This is a genomic window from Corynebacterium sp. HMSC056E09 (genome assembly GCF_001813425.1).
Classification (GTDB): domain Bacteria; phylum Actinomycetota; class Actinomycetes; order Mycobacteriales; family Mycobacteriaceae; genus Corynebacterium; species Corynebacterium hesseae.
Genome location: NZ_KV812495.1, coordinates 12,003 through 33,134 on the forward strand (window position 1 = coordinate 12,003; position 21,132 = coordinate 33,134).

The following is a 21,132-nucleotide window of genomic DNA, read 5'->3' on the forward strand; positions in this document are numbered from 1 at the left end:
TTAAAGTCTGTGGCTTTATAGCCTTGAAAAATCCGCCCTGTAGTTTACCCTCTTGCCGCGCGGTTGCCCGCGACTAGTGCTAGTGCCGGGCTCCAGCAACTGACTGCGGCGGCTGGCTGCGGTGCCTGTCTGAGATGGCGGGCTGGCCGGCCTAGTCGAAGATGGAGGAGCCGCCGTCGAAACGGCGTGGGAGGCGGGCCTGGTTGTTTTCGGGTGCGGGGTGTTCGTGGCCGTCGGCAATCGCGTCTACCTCGTCCGCACCCAAGCTGGAATGGTCGATGGTGCCGCGGGCCTCGCTGGTGGTGCGGCTCGGCATGACCACCGGCTCGGTAGGGCGCTGGATGGTAGGGGTGTCGAGGGAGTCATCACGATCCGGAACTGCCGTGGGCCCGGTCGGCTCCGGCTGCGGGGGCTCCGGGATATCGCGGCTCGGGTCGAGCTCATCGACGCGCAGCACCTGGGCAGCCTCGGAGCGCGGTGGGAGCACGCGGGCGGAATCGGCGAGCAAAGACAGCGGTTCGAGCAGTGCTTCCCACTCGGCACTGCGTGCCTGCCGGGTGGTCTGGGCAAGCACCCACTCCCCCTCCATCCACACGGCGGTTACCGCGGCGGGAAGACGGCTCAGCGCGTCGGTGACGCGGGCATCGATGAGGCGTTGTCCCACCCCGGCATCGGTGGCGAAGACCTCGAAGCCTTCCTCCTCACGCACGTACACCAGATCCTCAGAATGGTTCTCCGCTTCCTCGCCTGCTCGGCGGAAATCCACCACAATGTCGGAGGCCGCGCCGGTGCGCATGGCCATGACGGGGATAGCGCCGATGTCGAAGAGCAGCGTCTCATGGCCGCGGACGCTTCCGGCTACGATATCCCGGGGCTCCTGGCCGCGGGCGGCGGCGCCGCGGGTCCACTCATCGGCCAGATAGGAATCATGCTTGATGTATTCCCAGCCGTGCTGCTGGCCAAAGGCCTTGCGCTCGCGGCGGGCGCTGCCCGGCACGAGGTGCCTGGCGCGCTCTGCGCGCTCGGCAAAGCTGTGCGCTGGTGCCGGTTCTAGGGTTACCTCCACGGCCTGCTCCGCCTCAGGCTCTGGGGCGGTCTCCGGCTCGGCTGCGATGACGGGCTCTACTGTGGGTTCGGGTTCTTCGGCGAGCTCAGGTTCGAGCTCGGGCTCGGTTGCTTCAGGCACAGCGGTTTCAGGGGCCTCGGCATCGGCTGCGTCGTCGGCAGAATCGACGGTAATGGCGTCGGCAGAAGTGTCGTTATCGGTAACGGTATCGGTCGCTGCGTCACCGGCGGAGTGCGCGGCGCGCTGGCGCTGATCCAACCAGAGCACGATCACACCGGCCGCGAGCGCGAGGGCGGCGAGGGATAAGAGTACGAAAGGCATCATTGACCGACTCTAATCGCCCGCCGCGCCCGATAGGCGCTGGCACGCTGGTCACGCGCGGATTCTAGACGTGCTCGCGGTCCCCGCGCTCCACGGGATTGGCCGGGTTGGCCGACCACTGTGACCAGCCGCCAACGAAGTGGCGCAGGCCGGTAAAGCCCACGTGCTCCAGAACGGCAATGGTGAGCGCGGAGTGGTTGCCGGAACCGGAGTAGATGATGGCGCCGTCCACGTTCTCCTTGGTCACGCCGTGCTGGTTAAGGATTTCCAAGATTTCTTCCTTGGACTTCCACACGGTGATGTCCTGCGTGTGGAACAGGCGCTCGGGCAGGTTAACCGCGCCCGGGATGTGGCCGGCCTTCAGGTCGAGGTTCTCGCGGCGGCCGGCGAAGCGGTTGCGCGTGCGAACGTCGAGAAGCAGGCCCTTGTGTTCCTTGACTTCATCGATGGTGGCCGTGGGCATCGAGCCCGGCTTCACTTTAAGGTTCGAGGTCATGCCCAGGTTGCCCGGGCCGGTGAGCGTGGGCATTGCCTGGGCGCGCCAGTTGGACAGGCCGCCGTCGAGAATGCGGACGTTATGGATGCCCGCCCAGCGCAGCGTCCACCACGCGCGGCCGGCGAAGAGGCCGCGGCCTTCGTCGTAGACCACGACCTCGCTATCCTCACGCAGGCCCCAGTGATCGATCCACTCTTGAATCTTCTCGGTCTGTGGGAGTGGGTTGCGTCCGACCTTGGAGCCCGGCAGGCCCACGAAGGCTGACGCGGCGTCCGCGTACTGGGCGGTTGGAATGTGAAGGGAAGAAAAAAGATTGAAGGCCTCGCCTTCCCCTGGGGCCCAGAGGGAAGCGAGGATGGTCGTCTTGTCACCGCGGTAAATCTTCTCACTCAGCTCGTGAGGGGAGATCAAAATGCTCATGCCCCCAGATCATAGGGGCATGAGCGGGTGCTGGCGACCGTTGAGCGCCATTGGCGCTCAACGATTGAAGCGGTTTAGGCGGTGCGGGCAGCTAGGTCGAGGTGCTCGCCGCCGTCGGCGACGTCAACGTGCACGGTATCGCCGTCCACGATGTCACCGGCCAAGAGCTTCTTGGCCAGCTGGTCGCCGATGGCCTGCTGGATCAGGCGGCGCAGCGGGCGGGCACCGTAGGCCGGGTCGTAGCCGCGCTCCGCCAGCCACAGCTTGGCGGCGTCGGACACGTTCAGCGTCAGGCGGCGGCCGGACAGGCGCTCGGCCAAGCCCTTGAGCTGGATGTCCACGATGCCGGTGAGCAAATCCGAAGTCAGCGGCTCAAACATCACGACATCATCGAGACGGTTGATGAACTCCGGCTTGAAGCTGCGCTTGACCGCCTCCATGACCTCTTCCTTGGTGCCGCCGGCACCCAGGTTCGAGGTCAGGATGATGACCGTGTTGCGGAAGTCCACGGTACGGCCCTGGCCATCGGTCAGGCGGCCCTCATCGAGCACCTGGAGCAGCACGTCGAAGACGTCCGGGTGGGCCTTCTCGACTTCGTCGAAAAGCACCAGCGTGTACGGGCGGCGTCGCACCGCCTCGGTGAGCTGGCCGCCGGCGTCGTAGCCAACGTATCCCGGAGGGGCACCGACGAGGCGGGCCACGGAATGCTTCTCACCGAACTCGGACATGTCGATGCGGACCATGGCGGATTCATCGTCAAAGAGGAAGTCCGCCAGAGCCTTCGCCAGCTCCGTCTTACCCACGCCGGTCGGGCCCAGGAAGAGGAAGGAACCGGTCGGGCGGTTCGGGTCAGCCACACCGGCACGCGCGCGGCGCACGGCGTCAGAGACCGCGGTGACGGCCTCCTTCTGGCCCACCACGCGCTCACCCAACACGGCCTCCATGTTGAGCAGCTTCTCGGTCTCACCCTGCAGCATCTTTCCGGCCGGGATGCCTGTCCAAGCGGAGACGACCTCCGCGATGGTATCCGGAGTGACCTCCTCAGTGAGCATGGTGTTGTGCTGCTGCTTCGCCTTCTCCTCGGCCGCAGCCAGCTCCTTCTCCAGCGGTGGCATCTTGCCGTAATTGATCTCGGAGGCCAGGGCTAGGTCACCATCGCGCTCCGCAATCTCGGCCTGGCGGCGCAGATCCTCCAGCTGTTCCTTGATGGTCTGCACGTCATCGATGGCCTTCTTCTCATTGGCCCAGCGGGCCTTGAGCTCGCCGAGCTTCTCGCGCTCATCGGCCAGCTCCTGCTGAAGGGCTGCCAGGCGGTCCTTCGAAGCGGCGTCCGACTCCTTCTTTAGGGCCAGCTCCTCAATTTCGAGGCGGCGGACGATGCGCTCCAGCTCATCGATCTCCTGCGGGGAGGAGTCAATCTCCATGCGCAGGCGAGAGCCGGCCTCATCGACCAAGTCGATGGCCTTATCCGGCAGGAAGCGGTTGGTGATGTAGCGGTGCGAGAGCTCCGCGGCAGAGACCAGGGCTGAGTCCTGGATGCGCACGCCGTGGTGCACCTCGTAGCGCTCCTTGAGTCCACGGAGGATACCGATGGTGTCCTCCACGGAAGGCTCAGCGGCGTAGACCTGCTGGAAGCGGCGCTCCAGGGCGGCGTCCTTCTCGATGTACTTGCGGTACTCGTCGAGAGTGGTAGCACCGACCAGGCGGAGCTCGCCGCGGGCCAGCATGGGCTTAATCATGTTGCCGGCATCCATGGAGCCTTCACCGGTGGCACCGGCGCCGACAATGGTGTGCAGCTCATCGATGAAGGTGATGATCTGCCCATCGGAAGCCTTAATCTCATCGAGCACGGCCTTGAGGCGCTCCTCGAACTCGCCGCGGTACTTCGCGCCGGCGACCATGGAGCCGAGGTCCAAGCTCAGCAGGGTCTTTCCCTTGAGGGATTCCGGGACGTCACCCGCCACGATGCGGCGGGCCAGGCCCTCCACGATGGCGGTCTTACCCACGCCGGGCTCACCGATGAGCACCGGGTTATTCTTCGTGCGGCGGCTAAGAACCTGGACCACGCGGCGGATCTCCTGATCGCGGCCGATGACCGGGTCAATCTTGCCCTCGCGGGCGCGGGCGGTTAAGTCAGTGGCGTACTTCTCCAGTGCCTGGAACTGCTCCTCGGGGTTCTCCGAGGTCACCTTGGCCGCGCCGCGCACGGAGGGGAAAGCGCCCTTGAGTGCGTCATAGGTGGCACCGCGGGAGGTCAGCAGCTCGGCGGCATCCGACTTGGAGCCCGCAATAGCGGCGAGCAGAACCTCGGTGGAGACGAACTCATCACCGAGCTCGCCCGCCAGCTCCTGAGCGCGGGTCAAGACGTTGAGGGCGTCGCGGTTAAAGTTCGGGTTCGCCATGTTGGCGCCCTCGGCCTTTGGGAGGGCGTCGATAAGCTGGCGCGCCTCCTTCAGCACCGTCTCCGGATCCACGCCGGTGGCTTTGAGCACCGGGGCGGCGATGCCGTCCTGCTGCGCGAGGATGGCTGCTAAGAGGTGTGCCGGGCGGATGTCCGGGTTACCGTTGGCGGAGGCCGTCTGCAGCGCTTGCTGCAGGGCCTCCTGAGTTTTAGTGGTGGGGTTAAAAGAACTCATTGTTGTGTTTCTCCGTTTCTACTGTTTGTCCAAACCTTCCCGCGACAACAGTGGCGAAGGAAGCTTCACTGTCTATAACGCCACAGAACTTGAGTCTGTTCCACTCAACTAGAACTTTTTTAAAAACCCGCTTCTACTCCAGGTTGATCGGCACACGCTCAAGTTTTCTTTTCCCTCTGTAATGGCGTGCCTATATTGGCACACCGCCTATCCTGGCACGCCGTGGGCACAAGAAAACCGGCCCCTCTGCCCTGCTGGATTCAGCAGAACGGAAGAGCCGGTGTTTTTCTACGTTTATCTCCGATTAAACGGGCTAGATAGTCTGCGGCTGCTTGCCGGGAAGATCGTAGGCAAAGGTTGCTAGGACCACGCCCGTCACAAAGTAATAGATGGACCACTTTTCCTCGAGGTCGATACCACGGAACTCACCCATAGAAGCTAGGTGGCACATGCCGTCAGCACCGGCCCACAGGGTGAAGTTCTTGATATAAACCAGGCGATCCTCCGGTTCGTACCCGGCCTCCCGCAGCGCTTCGCGGGCAAAACGCATCAACAATGCGAAGGACACACCCATCTTGGTCTGTTCCTCGCCATCCGCACTCAGCGGCACCACGGACCCAGAGGCAGCGGCGATGCAGGCGCTATAACGTTCGGGGTAGGTCACCGCGTAATCGAAGTAGGCCACCGCTACGCACAGGAGCTTGTCGACGGCCGATGCATCCTCCGGCAGCTGCTCTAGGAGGTAGAGGCTGCGGGCTTCCAGCTCACAGTCGGTTTCCTGATCCACGGATTCACGCAGCACGAAGTCATTGTCCACCAACGAAGCAATGAACACATCGGAGACCTCGAAGTACTCGGCCACGTTCTCGATGGTCACTGCCTTCAGCCCGTCGCACGCCGCCAGCTGGATAGCGCGTTCCATGACGGCCATGCGCGCGCGTTCCGCAGGAAGCTTCTGTAAATCCTCAATCGCAGAGATATCGAGAGCTGGATCGCGGTCCGGAACAAAGCCGGCGAGCATCGCACGGTAATCCTGCATAGGATCACGCAGGCTCGACATTTCTAGCGACTCCGCCGCCTTGAACAGCGTTCCGATGAGCGCCTTGCATACCTCGCGCAGGTTGAAGCGCCGCACCACCGAGTGTTGGTGCCGCAGTACGCCGAGAACACTGAGGTGTGCCATGCCATGAACAGTGGCCAAGGTAGCAACGCTGAGCTTTGCCACCGATTCGAAACACACATCGCTTCCAACCTGGATTTTTTCCTCCGTCGCGATGAGCGCGATGGTTTCATAGATCAGGTCCAAGGTCCGGTTATAGGACAAATTGCCCTGCAAGAGAGCCTGCCATTCGTCCTCGAAGACATAGGCCTTCTTTTCAAAGAGGTAGCGAAACAGCTCCGGCTCACGCTCGGCGTACTCGTAATAGGCCTCAGTAAAAGTTGTCAGTTTGGTAAAAAGATCGGCGTAGCCTGGGGCCGCATCGAGCGTTTCCTCAAGAAACTTGACCTTGCGGTCAGTCACATATTCGGGGATCGCCCGCACGATGGCCTCGCGGTCAGGAAACTCCGCAAGCACCTGAGCAGCACTAAGCTCCGCCAGCTTGGCCACGGATTCGACGGAGATGGCTTCATCTCCCTCCGCAGCTCCGATATGAAGCGCAGACTCGAGTACACGCTCACGAAGTGAGTCTTCATAAAGAAAATGCATACGGCTTCCTAAGTTTGCGCTCACATAGAGGAAGAAAGGCAGACACTGGGCGAGCGCCACGCTAATAACTTCTTAATTTTACCCCTATCTTCAGTTAAAGAGCAATGTGTTCAACAAGCTCTCCTTCAGTCAAGTCACACCCTTACCAATAAAACAATCCCCCAGGCCACGACCTGGGGGATTGCGTGCGAAGGGTTTGGCGTCTACTTCGATGAGCCGACGTGCCCGATGCCTTCCTTGAAGATGGTTCCGCGCGGCGGCATCATTCCGGTGAACTTGAACACGAGGTAGATGACCACCGCGATGCCCAGGGAGATCCAGCCAAAGCCAGCGGTGAAGCCGTACATAACGGACAGCGGCGCGATGATGGTCCAGGAAATCTCGAAGGGGCCGAAGCCGATGTAGGCCATGCCGTACTCCGACAGCGTGCCGGACTTGAGCTTGGGGTCCACGATCTTGAGGATCGCAATGCCGGTAGCCACGGTGGCCGTGGCCCAGCCCCAGCCGAAGATGCCGCGCTCAATCCAGCGCTCACCGAAGAACTCGGCGGGGAACCACATCAGGAAGAAGATGCAGTAGATGGTGCCCAGGACGAAGAGCAGCAGGAGGGCCTGCCAGTAGGCTGCGACAGCTGCCGGCACGATGGCCGCCACACCAAAGGCAATGAGGTAGTCAGTCGCCGCACCGGAGACCGAGCTCACCGTGTCCTTATCCAGGTAGTCCTTAGCACCCACCATGTTCATCACGGCGCGGAAGAGCAGGCCCACGACCATGGACATGGCAAACAGCGGGATGGAGACGTTCTCCCAGATGGAGGCGATGCCCTTGTTAATGCCGTAGGCGGTCATCACGGTCAGGGCGATGAAGCCAACGTGGAGGGTGATGGGCTCGATGGCGGAGGGGTTCGTCGTCGCGCGGCCCAGCGAGGGGCGATCCTCCAGGCGCGAGATATAGCCGCGGCGCAGCTCCTCTGGGAGCTGCTTCGGAACGTGCGAAACCTTGCCCTTGCGGATGCCCCAGTTACCCGCAATGATGCCGCCGACGATGGCGGCCAAGGTACCCACGGTAGCGGAAGTAAAGCCCAGCGAGGAGGCTGCCTCAGCGCCCACACCCTCCAAGGCACCGCCGACGGCCGCGGCGGTACCGAAACCGCCGGTAAAGCCAACGGGCAGCATCATGCCGAACCAGTCGGGCGTGTCGAAAGTAGGCTTAAACAGCAAGAGGCCAAGGATGATGAACAGGCCCCACTGGCCGGTGAACATCATGGTGGAATAGCCCCACATGTTGCGAGCGCCCTTGCCCATGTTGCCGCCCATCTCCATGGAGAAGGCCATGGAAGCGAAGACCACGGCGATGAGCAGTGAGGTGTAATCACCGAGGTTCTCGGAAAAACCGATCCAGCCCAAGACATTGGGCCCCAAGATCAAGCCGAGCAGGCCCGCGGTGATGGGGGCAGGCAGCAGCAAGTCCTGGAATACGAACTTGATCTGGTGGCGCAAAACGTTGCCGATAACCATGAGCAAGGAAATCCAGCCCACGTCGGTCATGATTGTGTACGCAGAGAAATCTTCCATGCGAGATCTTCCTTCCATGCCGCGCATCGCGGCATCCTTGAGACGAGACTCACCCACTTTCGGGAAATGAACCGTAGATTACACTACAACTCCCTCCCCGCTTTGCCACCCCTGACGTATAACCCTAGGGGGTTTTGGCGCTACCCCCAGGCGCTAGGATGGGCGGGCATGAGGGAACTGGGTGAGCACCTGCGCAACCATGCCGAGGACTATCGCGATGCAGTACACAGGCACTTTTTTGCCACCGTGGCCGAATCCCGCCAAGTCTTTGCCCTGTCGATGAAGGACACGCACCCCTCACTGGCCCCCGCGCTGGCGTGGGTGCTGGAGAATGTGGAGGACGGTGGGGTTCGGGGGGACGTCGCCAAGCGCCTAGCGCAGATGGGGCGTGATCATCGCCGCCACGGTTTCCCCCCTGAGGTGTATCCCAAATTCGAGGCTTCCCTGGTGCAGGGGCTTACGGTGCTGGGGCTGACGCCGCACCAGCACGACGTGGCAACGCGCACCATTTCCAGCGTGTGTTCAATCATGCGCAGCGCCGCCCAGGAGGCGGATGCCGCCGGCACTCCCCCTGCTCACAGCGCCCAGGTCGTGGCGGTGGACAAGCCCAACCGGAACACCGCTGTGGTCCGGCTGGAATCCGGCATGGCGCTGGACTACCGCGCGGGCCAACACGTACCGGTGACCTCGCAGCTCACGCCCGGTACCTGGCGCCCCCTGACCCCGGCAGCGCCCTCCGATGATTCAGGGCAGCTGACATTCCACCTTGCGCTGGCGGGTGAGGCCTCCTCGATGCTGGCGAAGGCCCAGCCGGGCGATTGGTGGACGCTGGGCATGCCCGCCGGTGAGCCACCGCAGCTCGATTCCGAGACCACTCTCATTTCCTTCGGCACCGGGTGGGCAGGCGCCCGGGCGCTGCTTCTCGACGCCCTGGGGAGCACCCTCCCCTCCGGGCTCGAGGTCTATGCCGTGGCCCCCTCGCCGGGCGAGCACTATGAAACGGAGTTTCAGGCCAACCTGCAGGCCCTGGTTCCGGAGCTCACTCTGCGGCACATCGTTCGGGATTCGCAGGATCCCTGGCTGCTCGGAGCACGGCCGCTGGCCGCCGGGTTCAACCCAGTGGTGGCCAATGAACCGATGGAACCGGTGCTCGCGGCGGGAACGGACCGCCGCTTCGTGCTCATCGGTCCTGCCGATCGCATCGAACTAGCGCGCGCGGCGCTGCTCGACGGTGGCGTTTCGGAGGAGGCAATCACCACGGATAGCTGGCAGCGTGGCCACGAGTGGGCGGCCTCCGCCGCGGAGCTTGACGGGTGGGGCGATGACTGGGAGGCCTGGGCGGCATGGAAGAAGTCCCAGTGGGCCTAAGCGCTAAAGCGCTTAGGCGTGCACACGGAGCTTAGTCGTGCACACGGAGCTTAGGCGTCCAGAATGGGGAGGGACTCACGAACCTTCGCCACGGTGTCTGGGTCCACCTCGCCGTAGAGGATCTCCGGCTCATAACCAGCCTCGGCGAGGCGCGTGCCATCCGGCGCCACGAGGACGGAGTGCCCGATGCCAGTCGGCCCGGAGGCCTCCCCCGCCTTCGCCTCCCCACCGGGGCGAGCCTGACCCGCGGCCAAAACATAGGTCGTGGAATCGAGCGCGCGCGCAGCGCTGAGCAGGCGCCACTGCTCCAACTTGCCCGGGCCATCCGCCCAGCTGGTGGGCACGACGATGATCTGGGCACCCTGGCGGGCTAGCTCCTTGAACTGCTCGGGGAAGCGGATGTCATAGCAAGTGGCGACACCCACGGTGAGCTCCCCGGCGTCGAAGACAACAAGTGACTCACCGGGCCGGACGGTATCGGATTCCTTGTACTTGAAGGCGTCGTAAGTGTGGATCTTTTCGTAGCCGCCGAGCACTCCGGGGCCCGCGATGAGCGCGACGTTGGCCACGCGGTTAATGGTCTTCTCTCCCCGTTGGACGGTATCCGCCGGGGCGAACATTCCCAGCACCACGTACACGCCGAGTTCTTCTGCCAGCGCGCGCACGGCGGTGGCGGTGGGGCCATCGAGACCCTCCGCGTGCGTATCGAGGCGCCCGGAATCAAAGCTCTGGGTGGTAGCTTCCGGCAGGACGATAAGTTGCGCGCCGTTGTCCGCGGCTTCCCGAATCTTGTCGAGGGCTGCGGCGAGGTTGTCCTCAACGTCTCCGGTACTGGTCAATTGAACTGCTGCTACCTTCATGCGGCCCACGGTAGACGAGCCCGGACTAGTTATCCACAGATTTCGCGGATCGCGACGGCCGCCCTTTACGGCAATAGGAGAGCTGGCGCAGTCTCGATGCTATGAACCACCTCGACATTGACCGGGCTGCCCGCGAGCAGATCCGCTACCTCTTCGGCCATGCCTGCCCCGCCGCGTTTCCGTCCTTGCAGGAACCTCCCCGTACCGCCCGCGCCCTTGCGCTCCTCGGCGCCCAATGGGAGGACGCCCGGCGGGCCAGCGAAGAAGCTCGGAGGACGCAATTGGAAGAGCTTGACCATTTCGTGGGGTTGGCCCACGGTCTTGATGCAGAGCTTTCCTCACGTTTGGGAGGAGCGCAATGAGCGCGGCCGGGGCGCTTCGGTTGGAAGCGTTAGGGATGGAACGAAACGCATCTGAGCTGGAACGTTATATAGCTGCGTCGCACCATCATTGGGTAGGTCTAGCGATTTCTGGCGTTGGCGCCGATGCCGCGCGGCGTTCCTTGCACCGCGCCAGCGACAATCTGGTGAATCCCGTGCAGCAGATGCGCCTTGCCGCGCGCATTCTGAGCCTCTACGCACCACTGCAGGAGAGAATTGAACAGCTGCGCGCACGCGCTGTGCGGCTGGCTTCGGTCCCCGCTTTTGCAGAACCCGCCAGCGTGGCGCTGGGGCAGTTGGACGCGCTTGCCGACGTCCTCGATTGGGCCTGCGCCCGCCAACTCACCGCCCTGTGCACTCCGGAGCTGGCCCAACCCCCCAGCCGCTTGGAGGATTTCGGCGACCTCTCGCTGACCGAGTTGCACGAGCTCCAGCTGACCATGGCCAGCGAGGAGGTTCGCTCTCTGGCCGCGGCTAACCCTGATGTCACCGTGCTCGAGGCCAGCCCTGGGCGGCTGGTGGCGCTCGTGGACCCAGAGAACATCGGCACACAGGCCGCCCAGGTCAGCACGTTTGTGGGCGGGGTAGGTTCTTCCGTTACAGCAAGCTGGCCCACTGCGGTGGAGCGCGCACGCGCCATCGCCTGCGCCACCCATGGGCCTACGGTGGCGTGGATTGGCTACTCCGCCCCGCCCACATTGTCCCGCGCGGCACACGAAGACCCGGCGCGCCGCGGGGCCGCCGAGCTAGGCCGCTTCCAACGCGCCTTGCGGCAGCGCTTTCCTCGGGCTCAGCACATCCTCATCGGCTATTCCTATGGCTCGGTGGTTGTAGGTAAGGCCGCGCAGCAGGACTATGTTGCGGATGACGTCGTGCTCGTCGGCAGCCCGGGCGCCTCGGCGGATAGAGCGTCGCAATTGCATGGCAGGATCTGGAGCACGCGGAACACCGAGGATCCCATCACGATTACCACCGGTCCGCATGGTGGCATCCATGGCCCCGATCCCACCTCCCCCGCCTTCGGTGCAACACCTCTGCCAGGTGCTAGCGGACTTCCGGGCGATCATGGCTCCTATTGGAAAGACCCCGCATTCCTGCGGGGTCTGGGCATCATCGCACGACGCTATTAGTAGGCAGCCACGTGGGGTTGCTGCCTTTTAGAAGAGGCCGGCGTGCTCCTCAGAGTAGGACACCAGCATGTTCTTCGTCTCCTGGTAGTGGGACAGCATCATGAGGTGGTTCTCGCGTCCGATGCCAGACTCCTTGTAGCCGCCGAAGGCGCTGTGCGCCGGGTAGACGTGGTAGTGATTCACCCACACGCGGCCGGCCTGGATTTCTCGCCCGGCGCGGTAGCAGGTGTTCTGGTGGCGCGACCACACACCGGCGCCAAGGCCAAAGTTGGTGTCGTTGGCTATCTGGATGGCTTCCTCGAAGTCCTTGAACGTGGCCACGGAGAGCACCGGTCCGAAGATTTCCTCGCGGAAGATGCGCATGTCATTGGTGCCGCGGAAGACGGTCGGCTCAATGTAGTAGCCGTTTTCCAGGCCCTCCACCTTGTTCACGTGGCCGCCGACGAGAGTTTCCGCACCCTCCTTCGGGCCCACCTCAAGGTATTCGGTGATCTTGTCCATCTGTTCCTGGGAGGCCTGCGCGCCCATCATCGTTTCGGTATCGAGCGGGTGGCCAATCTTGATTTTCTTTACGCGCTCCACCGCCAGTTCTAGGAATTTGTCCGCGATGTCTTCGTGGATCAATGCGCGGGACGGGCAGGTGCAGACCTCGCCTTGGTTGAGGGCGAACATGACAAAGCCCTCCACGCACTTCTCCAGGTAGGCATCGTCCTTGTCCATGATGTCCGCGAAGAAGATGGACGGTGACTTGCCGCCGAGCTCCAGCGTGACGGGGATGACCTTGTCCGCAGCAGCCTTGTTGATGATCTTGCCCACCGGGGTGGAGCCGGTAAAGGCGATTTTGGCGATGCGCTCCGAGGTGGACAGAGCCACGCCAGCTTCTTCGCCGACGCCGTTGACGATGTTGAGCACGCCCTTCGGCAGGAGGTCCTCAATAATCTCAATGAGCAGCAGAATCGATGCCGGGGTTTGCTCAGCCGGCTTCATCACGATGGTGTTACCTGCGGCCAGCGCCGGTGCAATCTTCCACGCCGCCATCAGCAGCGGGAAGTTCCACGGGATAATCTGCCCCACCACACCCAGCGGCTCGTGAAAGTGATAAGCCACGGTGTCCTGGTCGATCTGGGACAGGCGGCCCTCCTGTGCGCGGATGGCGCCGGCGAAGTAGCGGAAGTGATCAACAGCCAACGGGATATCGGCGGCGAGGGTCTCGCGCACAGCCTTGCCGTTCTCCCAGGTTTCCGCGACGGCGATCTTCTCCAGGTTTTCCTCGATGCGGTCCGCGATGCGATGCAGCAGGAGCGCGCGCTCCGCCGGGGTGGTCTTGCCGAAAGTCTCGAAAGCCTTCTCCGCGGCATCGATGGCCAAGTTGATGTCTACTTCCTTACCTCGGGCCACCTGGCAGAAAACCTCACCGGTCACCGGGGTGATGTTGTCCATGTACTCACCATCGACCGGCGGTACCCACTCGCCGCCGATGTAGTTGTCATAGCGCTCGCGGAAGTTGACGATGGCGTCAGGGGTACCTGGGTTTGCGTACAAAGTCATGTGCCTAGTGCCTTTCTCGTGGATTCAGTACCGTCACGGTGGCCGCCCACACAATCACATCTACACGTGACGGGCAGCACACCGCTGGACGCGAGTGTAGCGATAAGTATTGCCAAACTCACGTTTTCAATAAGGAAAGCTTTTGGGGTCGTTGTCCAAAGGCGCCTTGCTGACAAAGCTTTAGCCTCTGCCGCAATTCTGAACACGATCTTTGGCAACAACGGCACTTTTTAGGCGAAGAGCACGCGGCCTCAGGCCGAGCAGAGCTGGCTGGGCCCAAAACAGCAAAAGCCCCTCCCACAAGGGAGGGGGAAGTGCCTAGCTGTCGCGGCGTCGGTTGCGACGCGGCTTCCACATCACCACGGATGTCGAACGCGGCACGTGGACCAGCTCGCCGCGCGATGGCCGCACCTGGCTGCGCAAGCGCTCAACTTCGGCCTGCAACTCATCGCGCTCGGCGGCGAGGCGATCACGCTCCGCGGTCAACTCAATGATGGACTTGATACCGGCCAAGTTCACGCCATCATCCTGCGAGAGCGTCTGAATCTTGCGCAAAAGCTCGATATCGCTCTCGGAATAGCGGCGGCCACCGCCGGAGGTGCGGGCCGGGGAGACCAACCCCATCCGGTCATACGTGCGCAGGGTTTGAGCATGCATGCCAGACAGTTCCGCAGCCACGGAGATGACGTACATCGCCTTGGGCTGCGCCGCATCGCTTCGGTTCATCCTGTCTTTGCTCATCACGCACCTCCTCCTAGCGGGCTACCGTGTTGCCGGCCCAGCCGGCACGCGGATCGAAGCCGGAGTCCTTCTCCGCCTGCGCGTAGTTGCGCAGCGCCGAGGAGGCAGCAGCATCCAGGGTAGAAGGCACCGTAACTTGCACGGTCACCATGAGGTCACCGGCCTTGCCGCCGCGCTTGGCCACACCGCGGCCCTTCACGCGCAACGTGCGGCCGTCGGGAGTGCCCGCCGGTACCTTCACGCGCACGGGCGAATCGAGGGTCGGCACCGTAATGGTGTCGCCTAAGGCCAGCTCCGCGAAGGAAACGGGGACGGTGACGTGCAGGTCGTCGCCCTCCCGAGTGAAGACCTTGTCGGGCTTTACCGTGACCGCCACGAAGAGGTCACCGGACGGCGTGCCATTCGGGCCAGCTTCACCCTGACCAGCAAGGCGTACCTTCTGGCCATCGATCACGCCTGCGGGGATGCGCACCGTGATGGAGCGGGTGCGGTGCACCGTTCCGGAACCGGAGCAATCCGCGCACGGGTCCTCGGCGCGCTGGCCGGTGCCATCGCAATCCGTGCACGGCGCCGAGAAACCGAAGGTACCGCGCTGCTCAGAGGTGAAACCGGTGCCATCGCACGTCGAGCACGTCGTCAGCTTGCCGCTCTTTGAACCGGAGCCATGGCACGTGGTGCAGGGAGCTTCGCCGCTGAGCTGCAGCGGAATGGTGGTTCCCTTCGCCGCCTCGCGGAAGTCGAGGGTTATTTGCGTTTCGACGTCGGCCCCCCGCGACGGCCGAGCTGTGTGGCCAGCACCACCGCCGCGGTTGAAAACGCCACCGAAGATATCCCCAAGACCGCCGCCTTGAGACGCTCCTCGAGCGGATCCTCCGAAGATGTCCGAGATGTCGAATTCTTGCGCACCCGGTCCACCCATGTGCGTGGATCGAAACCCGCCGGGAAACCCGGCGCCTCCTCTCCGTCCAAAGCCACCGCCGCGCATCATGGCCTTGAACTGGTCATAGTCCTTGCGGGTCGCTTTATCTGAGAGCACGTCATAGGCCTCAGCCACCTGCTTGAATTTCTCCGCCGCCGCGGGGTTATCCGGGTTGGCATCGGGGTGGTTCTGGCGGGCCAGCTTGCGGTAAGCGTGCTTAATCTCTTCGGCGGTAGCGGATGAGGAGACCCCCAGATCCGCGTAATAATCCTTGTCTGCCCATTCTGGCTTAGCGTTCACTGGGCATCTCCTCCTTTCAGGAGAGTCGATTCATGGTTGGGTTTTAAGATTTTTTGCTAAGTAAAAAGCTAACTAAGTAGAGAAAAGAAGAGTGGCGCCAAGGAACATTGAGCCCTGACGCCACCTGCAATACCTATTCTGCGTTGTCCGAGCTATCCGGACTCTCAGCGGTATCGGCTGACTCTGCAGGGTCGGCGATAATCACCATGGCGGTGCGCACAACGCGCTCCCCCACCGTGTAGCCGCGGCGCAGAACCGTGCCGATGACCTGCTCGTCACCGGTGGACAAGTCCTGGACCGCTTCGTGCACCTCGGGGTCGAAGGCATCGCCCTCGGCGCCGAACGGGGTCAGCTGGTTCTTGGTCAGCACGCCCGTGAGCTTGTCCGCGATGGCCTTGAGCGGGCCCTCGTTGAGGTCACCGTGCTGGCGAGCGAGCTCCATGTCATCAAGGATTGGCAGGAAGTCTGCCAAGACCTTGGCCTTGGTGGTCTCGATCACGGCCTGGCGGTCGCGCTCGGTGCGGCGGCGGTAGTTGGTGTACTCCGCGTTGAGGCGCTGCAGGTCCTCGGTGCGCTCAGCGAGCTGAGCTTCCAAGGAGTTTTCCGCAACGGTCTCCTCACCCGCGGCCGCTTCATCGGTGATGTCGCGGGCGGCGTCCTCTACCGCGGCCTCTGCCTCAGCGGTGTTCGCCGTGGCGTCATCCACGGCGCCGTCGGCAGAAGCGGCCTCGGCGGCGGCAGCCTCCGCAGCCTCAGCGGAGGTTGCCTCAGGGTCGGTATTGGCCGGGTTGCCCGGGTCCTGAGGGGAGGTCATGGTTTACTTCTCCTTGTTCTCGTCGTCCTCGTCGACAACCTCGGCGTCGACGACGTTCGGGTCACCAGCGGCGTCGCCAGCAGCGGCACCCTCGGCGCCCGCCTCAGCAGCCTGTGCCTCGTACAGGGCCTTGCCCAGCTCCTGGGACTCGGTGCCGAGCTTCTCGACGGCCGACTTAATCGCCTCGATGTCATCGCCCTTCAGCGCCTCATCGACGGCATCGGCAGCCTCGGTCACGCGGGTCTTGAGGTCCTCCGGCAGCTTGTCGGAGTTCTCATCCATGAACTTGCGGGTCTGGTAGGAGGTGGACTCGGCCTGGTTGCGGGTCTCCTGCTCCTCGCGGCGCTTCTTGTCTTCTTCAGCGTGTGCCTCGGCGTCCTTGACCATGCGGTCGATCTCCTCCTGGGACAGGCCGGAACCATCCTGAATCTTGATGGTGTTCTCCTTGCCGGTGGCCTTGTCCTTAGCGGAGACGGAGACGATGCCGTTGGCGTCGATGTCGAAGGTGACCTCGATCTGCGGCACGCCACGCGGTGCCGGGGCAATGCCGCCGAGCTCGAAGGAGCCGAGCAGCTTGTTGGCGGAAGCCATCTCGCGCTCGCCCTGGTAGACCTGAATCTGCACGGAAGGCTGGTTGTCATCAGCCGTGGTGAAGGTCTCGGACTTCTTAGTCGGGATGGTGGTGTTGCGCTCGATGAGCTTGGTCATCACGCCACCCTTGGTCTCGATGCCGAGGGAGAGCGGGGTGACGTCGAGAAGCAGCACGTCCTTAACCTCACCGCGCAGCACGCCAGCCTGGAGAGCAGCGCCGACTGCCACGACCTCATCCGGGTTAACGCCCTTGTTCGGGTCCTTGCCGGTCATCTCCTTGACCAGGTCGGACACGGCCGGCATACGGGTGGAACCACCGACGAGGACCACGTGGTCAACCTGGGACAGGGACAGGCCAGCATCCTTGATGACCTGGTTGAACGGCTCCTTGGTGCGGTCCAGCAGGTCCTGGGTGATCTTCTGAAACTCGGTGCGGGACAGGGTCTCATCCAAGAAGAGCGGGTTCTTCTCGGAGTCCACCGTGATGTACGGCAGGTTGATGTTGGCGGACTGGGAGGAGGACAGCTCAATCTTGGCCTTCTCAGCAGCCTCACGCAGACGCTGGACAGCGCGCTTATCCTTGGTCAGGTCAACGCCCTGGGAAGCCTTGAACTTATCGACGAGCCAGTCGACGATGCGCTGGTCCCAGTCGTCACCGCCGAGCTGGTTGTCACCAGCGGTAGCCATGACCTCAACAACGCCGTCACCGATCTCCAGCAAGGAGACGTCGAAGGTACCGCCACCGAGGTCGAAAACCAGGATGGTCTGCTCCTGCTCGCCCTTCTCCAGACCATAAGCCAGCGCGGCGGCAGTCGGCTCATTAACGATACGCAGGACGTTCAGGCCTGCAATCTGGCCGGCCTCCTTGGTGGCCTGGCGCTGGGAATCCTCGAAGTAAGCCGGGACGGTAATGACGGCGTCGGTAACGTCCTCACCCAGGTAAGCCTCGGCGTCGCGCTTCAGCTTCATGAGCGTGCGGGCCGAAATCTCCTGCGGGGTGTACTTCTTGTCATCGATATCGATGGTCCAGTCGGTGCCGATGTGGCGCTTCACGGAGCGGATGGTGCGGTCAACGTTGGTGACCGCCTGGTTCTTGGCGGACTGGCCGACGAGAATTTCGCCGTTCTTGGCAAAAGCCACGACGGACGGGGTAGTGCGGGAACCCTCGGAGTTAGCGATAACGGTTGCCTCGCCACCTTCCAGCACGGATACAACCGAGTTGGTGGTACCAAGGTCAATTCCTACTGCGCGTCCCATAATCTTTTCTCCTTGCGTGTTGGGGTTTGTTTTAAGTTGATAGTGCGCGACTCAACTTCTGCCGCGTCCAGTCAGCGACTCTAACAGAAGCGACACTCAAAGTCATCCAAACCTGAGCGCTGGTCACTCAACCTACACAACGCAGGCAAACTCAAAGTTGTTCCCGATCGACTCAACTTTTTTATTTATCGCCAACACGCTGGGAAAACAAACCCGGTTTGGCGGAGACTCACCCCACAGGGACGATTGCCGGCTCACCGTCCACATCTACAACGCGGACTGACAGCCCATAGAGTTCCTCAATAAGGGCAGGGGTGATGACCTCGCGCGGCACGCCCGCGTCCCGCACCGTTCCATCTTTCATCGCCACGACGTGATCCGCATAGCGCAATACATGCGCCAAATCATGAATGACCGCAATAAGGGTTTTGCTTCCTGCCAGCTGCCGCATCAGCCGCATGAAGGAATGCTGGTATCCGATGTCAAGCGCGCTCGTTGGCTCATCCAAGAAGAGCACAGGCGTTTCCTGGGCGAGGGCCATGGCCAACCAAGCACGCTGACGCTGACCGCCAGACAACGCCGCTACCTCGGCCGTCTCCAGTTGTTCAAGGCCCACCTTTGCTAGCGCACGACTAACGGCACGCTCGTCCTCCTGGCTCCTCCACCCCATAAATCCTTGGTGGGCAAATCGCCCGCGCGCAACCAGTTCCCTGACATTGATCCCTTCGGGAGCTATGGATTGCTGCGACATCACGGCGACGCGCCGAGCGTAGCTACGCCGAGAGAATGCGGCTGCATCTTCTTCGCCAATACACACCGCGCCCGCGTTCGGCGTTTCCAACCGCGCCAGCACCTTCACCAAAGTGGATTTTCCACAACCATTGGGGCCGATAATGGCAGAGAATTTCCCGGCTGGAAAAGACACATCCACCGAGTCGAGAATTAACGGGGCAGTCCTCCCATAGGACATGCTCACCCCCTCAGCCCGCACGCTCGGCGCACCGTCACACACTTTTAGTTGGTTCACTTTACTGACCTTTCATTCCGGCAGATCGGGATTGCCACAGCAGCAAACCCGCCAGGTAGATGCCACCGGCGCAGACCGTAATAAGACCGGCAGGCAGAGTAATTGGGAAAAACAGCCGCTGCCCTGCTAAATCGGCAGCGAGCAAGAAAAGTGCACCGAGGACTCCAGAGAGCAACACCGGCGTCCTGTCTGGACGCAAGAGCAACCGAGCCATATGTGGGGCCGCGAGGGCAATAAATGAGATTGGGCCCGCTATCGCCGTCGATACAGCGACAAGAACTGTGCCAACCAGAACCATCACCACACGTGCACGACTCACGTTCAATCCCAACGCACTCGCCGTGCTATCCCCCAGGGCAAGCGCGTCACACCAGCCACGCAGCAGCAACCCAGCGGCGCACGCCGCGCCTCCCAGCACCCCCAATGGAATAACTCGCGCCCAGGACACAGCATTCAATGTTCCAGCAGCCCAAGTCGCCGCACCTAGGGACTGCTCCAACTCACCACTAAGAATCAACCACTTGTTTATTGCTGAAAGGAAGAACGTCACTCCAATCCCCACCACAACCAGCCTTGCTCCCGTGAGCCTTCCGGCAAATGAAAGCCCCATGATGAGTAACGCAGTGATAGCCCCACCCACCAACGCACCTAGCGCAATGTTGAATGCGGAGCTAAAGCCCGCCAAGGAGACCGCGATGACACCGGTATAGGCACCGGTATTAAACCCGATGATGTCGGGCGACCCCAGAGGATTGTGAGTAAGGATCTGAAAGATGGCGCCCGCGATGCCCAAACACATTCCTACGACAATCGCGGCAACCACCCGCGGAGCACGCCATTGCCACACGACGGTGGCCGCAAAGTCAGTGCTATTGGGATTCGTAGCCACGGACCACAACGCTGCGCTATCCTGCCCGGCACCAGGCGAGAAGAGCGAATAGGCAGCAATAGCCAGCGCGACGATCACAATGCCTGCAAAGGACAAAACACTTCTCACGCTCACAATCACAGCCTCCTTCCAGCGCGATGGGACAGCGCAATCAATACTGGGGCACCAATGAGCGACACCGTGACGCCAGCCGGCAACTCAGCAGCAGTGAGGTAGCGGCCCACAATATCGGCGCCCAATAAAAACAAAGGCCCCACCACGGCAGCGGCGACAAGCTGTGCCCGCTCTTCGTATATCCCGCACAGCCTGACAACATGCGGGATAACTAGTCCAACGAACACAATCACCCCCGCCGCTGCGGTGGCGGTAGCAGCCAACACCGTTACCGCCGCGACAAGCCCCAAACGAGTCAGTTTGAGGTTAATGCCGAGACTCGCCGCAACGTCATCCCCCAGAGCAAGGGGCGGCAAGTGGCGAGCAAAGACAATCAGTAGCACCACGCCTACCACCAGTCCGCCGAAGGCAATCACCACTGGCGTCCACGAAGCAACGTCAACGGAGCCCGTCACCCAAGCACGGATTCTTGCAAAGGCGTGAGGATCTATCAGGATCAGCGCGGAGGACAGGCCCTCACATACCGCCCCGATGGCTACGCCTGCAAGAATCAGTCTCAGCGGATCAACATCGCCCGCTCTGCCACGCCCTACCGCGGTGACCAGCAGCATGGTCACTGCCGCACCGATGATGGCTGCGAGCGAAAACGCAAAAGGTGATTGCCACCCCCACCAGCCCAGAGCAATGGCCGCGGCCAAGCTGGCGCCTACGTTAATCCCGAAAACTCCGGTATCTGCCAAAGGGTTGCGCGTCATAATCTGCAGAACTGCGCCAGCGAGAGCCAATGCACAGCCCGCACAAACGGCAACGAGTGTACGGGGAAGCCTCCTCTCCCACACGATCGAGGAAGCTATACCAGGCTGTCCCCGAAGGGCGGCCAACACGTCGCTGAAGGGAATGCTACGCGCGCCCAACGCCAGTGACAGCGCCACGCCGATACAGAGAATGGCAAGGCCAGCAACTACTACCCAAC

General features: G+C 62.4%; 17 protein-coding genes. 3 read left to right on the plus strand and 14 right to left on the minus strand.

Annotated features, from left to right (window positions below; all coding sequences use genetic code 11):
* Positions 1 to 151: 151 nt before the first annotated feature.
* From HMPREF2912_RS06460 to HMPREF2912_RS06480, 5 genes are all read right to left on the minus strand, one after another.
* Positions 152 to 1,390, minus strand: coding sequence for a type III secretion system chaperone family protein (locus HMPREF2912_RS06460; protein ID WP_246816476.1), 1,239 nt, complete (start codon positions 1,388 to 1,390; stop codon positions 152 to 154).
* A 61-nt stretch (positions 1,391 to 1,451) separates the two neighbouring features.
* Entirely contained in the window at positions 1,452 to 2,303 is an 852-nt protein-coding gene (locus tag HMPREF2912_RS06465; protein ID WP_070683616.1) for a sulfurtransferase, read from the minus strand.
* Between the two features lie 74 nt (positions 2,304 to 2,377).
* The gene (clpB, locus tag HMPREF2912_RS06470) at positions 2,378 to 4,939 is read right to left on the minus strand and encodes an ATP-dependent chaperone ClpB (RefSeq protein WP_070683618.1); all 2,562 of its coding nucleotides are present in this window, start codon (positions 4,937 to 4,939) and stop codon (positions 2,378 to 2,380) included.
* A gap of 313 nt (positions 4,940 to 5,252) precedes the next feature.
* A complete protein-coding gene (locus HMPREF2912_RS06475; protein ID WP_070523623.1) occupies positions 5,253 to 6,647 on the minus strand; it encodes a TetR/AcrR family transcriptional regulator in 1,395 nt (464 codons plus the stop codon).
* Positions 6,648 to 6,850: 203 nt separating this feature from the next.
* A complete protein-coding gene (locus HMPREF2912_RS06480; protein ID WP_070523626.1) occupies positions 6,851 to 8,221 on the minus strand; it encodes a sodium/glutamate symporter in 1,371 nt (456 codons plus the stop codon).
* 168 nt (positions 8,222 to 8,389) lie between these two features.
* On the opposite strand from HMPREF2912_RS06480, the gene HMPREF2912_RS06485 reads away from it, so the two are divergent.
* Positions 8,390 to 9,589 (plus strand): FAD-binding oxidoreductase, encoded by a 1,200-nt coding sequence (locus tag HMPREF2912_RS06485; protein ID WP_070523629.1) that lies wholly within the window; start codon positions 8,390 to 8,392, stop codon positions 9,587 to 9,589.
* A 50-nt stretch (positions 9,590 to 9,639) separates the two neighbouring features.
* Here the strand turns inward: HMPREF2912_RS06485 and HMPREF2912_RS06490 are convergent, their stop codons facing one another.
* Complete coding sequence (locus HMPREF2912_RS06490) at positions 9,640 to 10,449, minus strand: carbon-nitrogen hydrolase family protein (protein ID WP_070523632.1); 810 nt, start codon at positions 10,447 to 10,449, stop codon at positions 9,640 to 9,642.
* Between the two features lie 101 nt (positions 10,450 to 10,550).
* Here HMPREF2912_RS06490 and HMPREF2912_RS06495 point away from each other — a divergent pair, with 101 nt between their 5' ends.
* Entirely contained in the window at positions 10,551 to 10,811 is a 261-nt protein-coding gene (locus HMPREF2912_RS06495; protein WP_070523635.1) for a hypothetical protein, read from the plus strand.
* Positions 10,812 to 10,846: 35 nt separating this feature from the next.
* Positions 10,847 to 11,959, plus strand: coding sequence for an alpha/beta hydrolase (locus HMPREF2912_RS06500; protein ID WP_232755641.1), 1,113 nt, complete (start codon positions 10,847 to 10,849; stop codon positions 11,957 to 11,959).
* A gap of 27 nt (positions 11,960 to 11,986) precedes the next feature.
* Here the strand turns inward: HMPREF2912_RS06500 and HMPREF2912_RS06505 are convergent, their stop codons facing one another.
* The 8 genes from HMPREF2912_RS06505 to HMPREF2912_RS06540 form a co-directional block, all read right to left on the minus strand.
* Entirely contained in the window at positions 11,987 to 13,507 is a 1,521-nt protein-coding gene (locus HMPREF2912_RS06505; protein WP_070523641.1) for an acetaldehyde dehydrogenase ExaC, read from the minus strand.
* A 318-nt stretch (positions 13,508 to 13,825) separates the two neighbouring features.
* Complete coding sequence (locus HMPREF2912_RS06510; protein WP_070523924.1) at positions 13,826 to 14,248, minus strand: heat shock protein transcriptional repressor HspR; 423 nt, start codon at positions 14,246 to 14,248, stop codon at positions 13,826 to 13,828.
* 13 nt (positions 14,249 to 14,261) lie between these two features.
* On the minus strand, positions 14,262 to 15,467 hold the full coding sequence (gene dnaJ, locus HMPREF2912_RS06515) for a molecular chaperone DnaJ (protein ID WP_070624194.1): 1,206 nt from the start codon (positions 15,465 to 15,467) through the stop codon (positions 14,262 to 14,264).
* Between the two features lie 133 nt (positions 15,468 to 15,600).
* Positions 15,601 to 16,281, minus strand: coding sequence for a nucleotide exchange factor GrpE (grpE, locus tag HMPREF2912_RS06520; RefSeq protein ID WP_070532063.1), 681 nt, complete (start codon positions 16,279 to 16,281; stop codon positions 15,601 to 15,603).
* A 3-nt stretch (positions 16,282 to 16,284) separates the two neighbouring features.
* Positions 16,285 to 18,129, minus strand: a complete 1,845-nt coding sequence (dnaK, locus tag HMPREF2912_RS06525) for a molecular chaperone DnaK (RefSeq protein ID WP_070624196.1) — start codon at positions 18,127 to 18,129, stop codon at positions 16,285 to 16,287.
* A 229-nt stretch (positions 18,130 to 18,358) separates the two neighbouring features.
* Positions 18,359 to 19,156: an ABC transporter ATP-binding protein gene (locus HMPREF2912_RS06530; protein ID WP_070624198.1), complete on the minus strand. Its 798-nt coding sequence runs from the start codon at positions 19,154 to 19,156 to the stop codon at positions 18,359 to 18,361.
* Between the two features lies 1 nt (position 19,157).
* Positions 19,158 to 20,159 carry a FecCD family ABC transporter permease gene (locus tag HMPREF2912_RS06535; RefSeq protein WP_246816479.1) on the minus strand — a complete coding sequence of 334 codons (1,002 nt, stop codon included), beginning with the start codon at positions 20,157 to 20,159 and terminating at the stop codon, positions 19,158 to 19,160.
* A 2-nt stretch (positions 20,160 to 20,161) separates the two neighbouring features.
* Positions 20,162 to 21,091, minus strand: coding sequence for a FecCD family ABC transporter permease (locus tag HMPREF2912_RS06540; RefSeq protein ID WP_232755653.1), 930 nt, complete (start codon positions 21,089 to 21,091; stop codon positions 20,162 to 20,164).
* Positions 21,092 to 21,132: the final 41 nt, after the last annotated feature.